This is a genomic window from Protofrankia sp. CiP1_Cm_nod4, from assembly GCF_982290645.1.
Map to the genome: position 1 here is coordinate 1 of NZ_CEVIVC010000207.1, position 6,231 is coordinate 6,231.

The following is a 6,231-nucleotide window of genomic DNA, read 5'->3' on the forward strand; positions in this document are numbered from 1 at the left end:
GGCCCACGCTGCACAGCATCCACCGGACCGCACGTGCCCTTCTGTCAGTGCTCCGGAAACGCCGGTTGATCAAATTCAACCCGGCCAGTGACGTGGAACTGGCGCTGCCGCCCAACCCTGAAGTGCTCGCCTGGTCCGGGGCCCAACTCGGCCAGTTCCTCGACTACTGCGAAAGCCGGAACGATCCGTTGGCCGTGGCGTTCGCCGTGATGGCCTGCCTCGGCCTACGCCGCGGTGAACTGGTCGGACTCCGCTGGGAGTACATCGACCTTGCCAGCGGCACGGTCACGATCCCGTCGAAACCGGGAACGACGATCGTCACCGTGGGTGGGAAGGCACGCCCGTCGAAGCCGAAGACCCGGCAGTCGGCTCGGGCCGGTGCCCTCGACAAGGAGACGGCGGCGGCACTGCGCCGCTGGCACCGACGGCAGGCCGAGCAGAAACTCACCATGGGTCCGGGCTGGGCGGAGACGGGGTTGGTGTTCACGCAGGCGGACGGCACGGCGTGGCATCCGAACACGGTGTCGTCCCGGTTCGAGACGCTGTCACGGCATGTGGACCTGCCCGCGATTCCGCTGAAGAACTTGCGGCATTCCAGCGCGACCATCGGTCTGGAGTCGGGAGAGACCTTGAAGGAAGTGTCCGAACGACTCGGCCACAGCAACATCAACATCACGGCGACGACGTACACGAAGGTGACTCCGGCCCGGGCTGCGGAAGCTGCGGAGCGGCGCGCCGCGGCAGTTCCGCGGAAGGGTCGTGCACACCAGGGTGCACACCCACCGGTTGCGGGGGCCCCGCAGTGGCAGCCACCGAAGCAAAGGCGCAGGTCACGGGGGTGGGGCGGGTGGGACTCGAACCCACGACCGACGGATTATGAGAGCCGCCCCCGCGATGTTGCGACATGCCATTGACCGCCACGTCATGTTATCTCAGCTGGCCAGAGTAGATCCGCGACCTTGATCAGTCCTTCTCCGTCCCGTCACGTGGTGGCCTGATCCGGTCCGTCCGGCAGCACCATGGCAGCACCGGAGACGCCGATGACCATCGAAAAACGTAACGATAAGTAGCAGCGGACAAGAGCTGACACACGGGAAGCTGGACAGCGCTCCCGCGCTCCCGCGCTCCCGCGCTCACCGCACGCCATGCGCCGTGCGGTGTGGCGGATCACCCCACAGGCACGAAGACCGCAACTCGCAGATTAACAACTCGTTTCACAAAGACTGATTAAACGCGGCGTGTCGTGCCTGCCTGCCCGGTAGACGTCGGTTCATGCGTGATGAGGCGATGGTGAGCGAGGAGCTGTGGAAGCGGCTGGCGCCGCTGATCCCGGTCCGGCAGCGGCGGTTCCGCTACCCGGGCCGGCTGCCGGTCGACGACCGGGCGGCACTGGAAGGAATCCTGTGGGTGTTACGTAACGACGTGCCCTGGCGGGAGCTACTGACCACACTGTTCGGGGTGTCGGGGGTGACGTGCTGGCGCCGCCTGCGGGACTGGGCCGACGCCGGGGTCTGGCAGCAACTCCACGAACAGCTGCTCGCCGAGTGCAACGCCGCCGGGCTGCTCGACCTGCACCGGGCGTTGGTCGACTCCTCGCACATCCACGCGCTAAAAGGGGCTCCGAGACGGGTCCGGGCCCGGTCAACCGAGCCCACCCCGGCAGCAGACACCACCTGATCACCGACGCTACCGGGGTTCCGCTCGCCACGCTCGTGACCGGCGGGAACCGCCACGACGTCACCCAGCTGATTCCGCTGGTCGAGGCGATCCCCCCGATCCGCGGCCGGCGGGGACGACCGCGCCGGTGCCCGCGTTACCTGCTCGCCGACCGGGCCTACGACCATGTGAAGTACCGCCGCCAGCTCGTGGCCCGCGGGATCACTCCGATCATCGCCCGCCGCGGGAAACCTCACGGCACCGGCCTCGGCCGTCAACGTTGGCCCGTCGAGCGGACCATCGCCTGGCTGCACCAGTTCCGCCGGCTACGCACCCGCTGGGAACGCCGGGTCGACATCCATCAGGCGTTCCTCAGCCTCGCCTGCTCGATCATCTGTTTGCGAAAACTCCGAGGATCATTCTGAAACGAGCTGTTATTTCGCGAGCCAACACGGCTGAGTTGGTTGCTCGAAGTGTTGTGGTTGGTAAAACACCTCCCCGCCTAATGCTCAGCGACAAGACCTTGCGGCTCGCAGTGGCAGGCGGCTGTAATCGGCACTACCTGAACCTGGCCAACCGTGCAGAGGTCGCGCGGGCGCATTACCAAGATGAAGCAAGCGGCACAAGTAGCTCAATGAAGAATGTCTCGCAACGTGCGATTAGGCGTACGCCCATTCCTCTTCCCCCTTGCGAAGAACAGGGCCGTATCGTGGCAACCGTCGATGAGTTGATGGGCTTGCTACGGAGATTGCGTGTGGAGATGGCGGCGTAAACGAGCCTCAAGCTGACGGGGGTTGAGGAAGTAATATGCGCTTGCATGGGAAGACGCCGTACTCGTCTTCTATGGCGTACTCCTCGCCGGGCAACCCCTCATACAGCTCCGAGATGGCCTCGATCGTGTCCGCGGCCTTGCAGTGCGCGCCATCGGGTTCAGTGTGGATGAGGTAGCCCATCGGGCATTCGCATGCCGTCCCGAAGGCGTAGGACCTGCCGCGCATCGCCTCAGCGACCAGGACGGCGGGGTAGTACACTATGTGCTTGCCGCAGATCGTCGGCAGCTCCACCATGCCGCCGACAGCCTGACTCGGCGTCAGCTCTGTCGCTGGCCGCCACGGTCGCAGCTCGATGTGCTTCTCGGTCGAGCGGAAGTCTTTCCCGCCGGCGAAGCCAAGGAACGCTTCATCGTCGAGGGATTGTCCGCTCGGCCACATGATCGGTCCTACCGGTGGCCAGAGCTGCGGTAAATCCAGGCGCGTGGATACCTCGACCTGGAGGCTTGGCGTCGTGAACCGGACGCCGTGCAGCATGAGCTGTCCGAGCACGATGGTCATGGCGTAACCCTGCGGCCGATCGGGTTCGGGCAAGCCGTCGACGCGTACCGCCAGCGGTATGGCCCGTACCGACCAACTGCGGACGCCGTTGTACCGACCGATCCAGAATTCGCTGTCCGGAAGGGGCCGCGTCTTGTCCCTCAGGGCGTACAGCGCGTGATACTCCGAGGCCGGGAGGCCGTAGCCTCCCTCCCGGTCCTCCTCGGAGGACACCAGCATCGCGGTGAGCGCGGTCTTCTGGACCCACGCCGCGACCGCATCCTGATCTTCCGGCGAGATCGCGCCGGGCTCACCCAGGATGAACGGCGTTAGGACCCGTTGGGCAACCACCTCGAGGCGGCTCATCCACCCGTTGTTGCAGTCGCCGCAGACATCCCGCACCTTCTGGCGGAACGGCGGTCGCACGCCCAACTCCCGCCCGATGCGGTTGAGCGGTCCCGCGCCGTGCGGCGCCGGATCCAGGTCCATCCCGATCTTGGTCAGCCAGTCTCCGAGCACGTGCTCGCCGGTCAGCTTGCCGCTGTATCCGCAGAAGGTGCAGGTGGGCACTGGGAAAGGTTTCCTTCGAATCGGTGGTCAGAAGTCGTTGGGACTCATGAACGTCGAGATATCGGAGCTGGGCGTGCACGGCTGCGTCAGCCGACGCGTCCGCTCCTCTTCGGACATCTCTGGTGGTTCAGGTGGCACGTACGTCGGATCATGTTGACGCCGAGCGAAAACTGAACGGTTCGTGCCGAGGTAAAACGGCGCACCCGGTGGTCAGGTTAGTCGCGGTTGGGGCGGTCTTTGGCGAGCAGGTCGCGGCGGGCTCGGGTGCGGTAGGAGTCGCCGGTGAGGGTCAGGACCTCGGCGTGGTGGACGAGCCGGTCGATCATGGCTGCGGCGACGACGTCGTCGGAGAAGGTCTCGCCCCAGCGGCCGAACGGCAGGTTCGAGGTGACGAGGATCGAGCCTTGTTCGTAGCGGGACGCGACGAGTTGGAAGAACAGGTTGGCCGCGTCCTGGTCGAAGGGGATGTAGCCGACCTCGTCGATGATGATCAGCTTGTAGCGGCGGATCTTCTTGAGTTCGACGTCGAGGTGTCCGGCGTGGTGGGCGGCGGCGAGCCGGGTGATCCAGTTGTTGGCGGTGTCGAACAGGACCGAGTAGCCGGCCTGGGCGGCTTTGGCGCCGAGGCCGATCGCGAGGTGGGTCTTCCCGATCCCGGGTGGGCCGAGCAGGATCACGTTCTCGGCTTTGGCGACGAAGGTGACTCTGCTGCTTAATTCGGCTGGGTGTTGTGGGTGCGGCATGATCTCCTCTGCGGCCCGGGTGGTTTCGTGGGCTGTGGGAGGTGGGGCACATGTCGTTGCAGCCGAAGGGGCTGCCGGAGATCCCGACGCAGACCGTGGCGGTCGCGCGGGCGGCGTTCCCGCGGGGGACGTTGGCGATGCGGCTGCGGGACCGCCTCGCCGAGGTGTTCGTCGATGAGCCGTTCACCGAGGCGTTCGGGCGCCGTGGGGCGCCGGGTCTGCCGCCGGCGGTGTTGTCGCTGGTCACGGTGTTGCAGTTCACCGAGAACCTGACTGACCGGCAGGCCGCGGCGATGGCGGTCCGTGCGATCGACTGGAAGTACGCCCTTGGGGCGGAGCTGACCGATACCGGGTTCGACGCGACCGTGCTGTCCCGGTTCCGGGCCCGCCTCGCCGGCCACGGCCTGGAACGGGTGGTCTTCGACCGGCTCCTGCAGATCTGCCGTGACCAGGGCCTGATCGCCGCCGGTGGCCGGGCGCGCACCGATTCCACCCATGTGATCAGCGCGGTGCGGGACCTGAACCGGACCGAACTCGCCGGGGAGAGTGTGCGGGCGGCGTTGGAGGCCCTCGCGGTCGCGGCCCCGGACTGGCTGGCCGGCGCGGTCGACGTCGACGAGCTGGCGCACCGCTACGGCGAGCGGGTCAACGGGTGGACGATGCCGTCCTCGACGACGGCCCGGGACCGCCTCGCGGTGGTGTTCGGCCAGGACGCGCTCGCGTTGTGCCGGGCGGTGAGCACGCCCACCGCACCCGGCTGGCTGCGTGAGATCCCCGCGGTGGCGTTCCTGCGCGAGATGCTGGTGCAGACCTACTACCTGTCCACCGACAGCCGGGGACGGGAGGTGATCGTGAAGCGGGACGCCGACAAGCAGGGCGTCCCGCCTGGACATCGTCGCTTGGCCTCCCCCTACGACCGCGACGCGCGGTGGGCGGCCAAGGGCGACGACCTGTTCTGGTGCGGCTACAAGGTTCACCTCACCGAAACCTGCGACCCTCCCACCGACGCCGACGCCGACGCCGACGCGTTGCCGTTACGGCTGATCACGGATGTTCTCACCACCGAGGCGAGCGTCCCGGACGTGAAGGCCACCGAGATCGTCCAGCGCACCCTCGCCGACCGTGGTCTCACCCCCGCCGAGCACTACCTCGACGCCGGCTACTCCTGCGCCGACCTGATCCACGACGCCGCCGCCCGGGGCATCACCATGGTCGCCCCCGCCCTGCTCGACCACTCACCCCAGGCCAAGGCCAACGCCGGGTTCGACAAGGCCGCGTTCCGGATCGACTGGAAAGCCCGCCAGGCCCGCTGCCCGCAGGGCCGCACCAGCACCGGCTGGTACCCCGTCCGCCAGCACGACCGTGACGCCATCGTCGTCGCGTTCGCCCGCACCGACTGCCAGCCCTGCCCCACCCGTAAGGAGTGCACCACCGCGGCACGCGGCACCCGTTTCCTCAGCCTGCGCCCGAAGGAACTCCACGAGACCCTCACCGCCGCCCGCGCCGAGCAGGCCACGGACACCTGGAAGACCAGATACGCGCTGCGCGCCGGGATCGAGGGCACCATCAACCAGGCCCTCGACGCCACCGGCCTGCGCAACGCCCGCTACCGCGGCCTGCCCAAGACCCGCCTCCAACACGCCTTCTCCGCCACCGCGGTCAACGTCATCCGCCTCGACGCCCACTGGAACCCCCACCAGCCGCCCTTCACACCCCGCACCAGCAGACTCACCCGCCTCAGCCAGCAGCGCACAACCCCAACCGCGAATTAAGCAGCAGAGCCCACGGGCAGCGCAAAAACCTGTTCGACCTCCGCCGCACCGCCGTCGTTCACAACCTCCACGTCATCGCCCGCCAAAGAAACGATCAGCAAGCAGCCTGACAACTTGACCGACGCTCTAGGACCCGCTCACCCGGGCCTTCCACAGCCGCACCGTCGCATCGTTGCTGCC

The 6,231-nt window shown here is 67.3% G+C and carries 4 protein-coding genes, 1 tRNA gene and 1 pseudogene; 3 read left to right on the plus strand and 3 right to left on the minus strand.

Annotated elements, in window-relative coordinates; genetic code table 11:
• Window positions 1–122: 122 nt before the first annotated feature.
• A pseudogene (locus tag AC5LSR_RS22745) lies at window positions 123–692 on the plus strand (site-specific integrase); the annotation flags it as partial.
• A gap of 147 nt (window positions 693–839) precedes the next feature.
• Here the strand turns inward: AC5LSR_RS22745 and AC5LSR_RS22750 are convergent.
• Window positions 840–921, minus strand: a tRNA-Ser gene (locus AC5LSR_RS22750).
• 366 nt (window positions 922–1,287) lie between these two features.
• Between AC5LSR_RS22750 and AC5LSR_RS22755 the strand changes: the two genes are divergently transcribed.
• Window positions 1,288–2,081, plus strand: a protein-coding gene (locus tag AC5LSR_RS22755) for an IS5 family transposase (RefSeq protein WP_493468989.1) whose coding sequence is annotated in 2 segments (ribosomal slippage) — window positions 1,288–1,612 and window positions 1,612–2,081 — 795 coding nt in all. Because the reading frame shifts where the segments join, the coding sequence is not laid out codon by codon here.
• Window positions 2,082–2,435: 354 nt separating this feature from the next.
• Here AC5LSR_RS22755 and AC5LSR_RS22760 read toward each other — a convergent pair.
• Entirely contained in the window at window positions 2,436–3,536 is a 1,101-nt protein-coding gene (locus AC5LSR_RS22760) for a hypothetical protein (protein ID WP_493468986.1), read from the minus strand.
• Window positions 3,537–3,751: 215 nt separating this feature from the next.
• A complete protein-coding gene (gene istB / locus AC5LSR_RS22765; RefSeq protein WP_493468987.1) occupies window positions 3,752–4,279 on the minus strand; it encodes an IS21-like element helper ATPase IstB in 528 nt (175 codons plus the stop codon).
• Between the two features lie 50 nt (window positions 4,280–4,329).
• Between istB and AC5LSR_RS22770 the strand changes: the two genes are divergently transcribed.
• On the plus strand, window positions 4,330–6,051 hold the full coding sequence (locus AC5LSR_RS22770) for an IS1182 family transposase (protein WP_493468988.1): 1,722 nt from the start codon (window positions 4,330–4,332) through the stop codon (window positions 6,049–6,051).
• The last annotated feature ends 180 nt before the right edge of the window (window positions 6,052–6,231 follow it).

Coding starts and splice junctions, on each gene's coding strand:
- AC5LSR_RS22770 (WP_493468988.1), top strand. CDS start 4,330: ATGTCGTTGCAGCCGAAGGGGCTGCCGGAGATCCCGACGCAGACCGTG.
- istB (WP_493468987.1), bottom strand. CDS start 4,279: ATGCCGCACCCACAACACCCAGCCGAATTAAGCAGCAGAGTCACCTTC.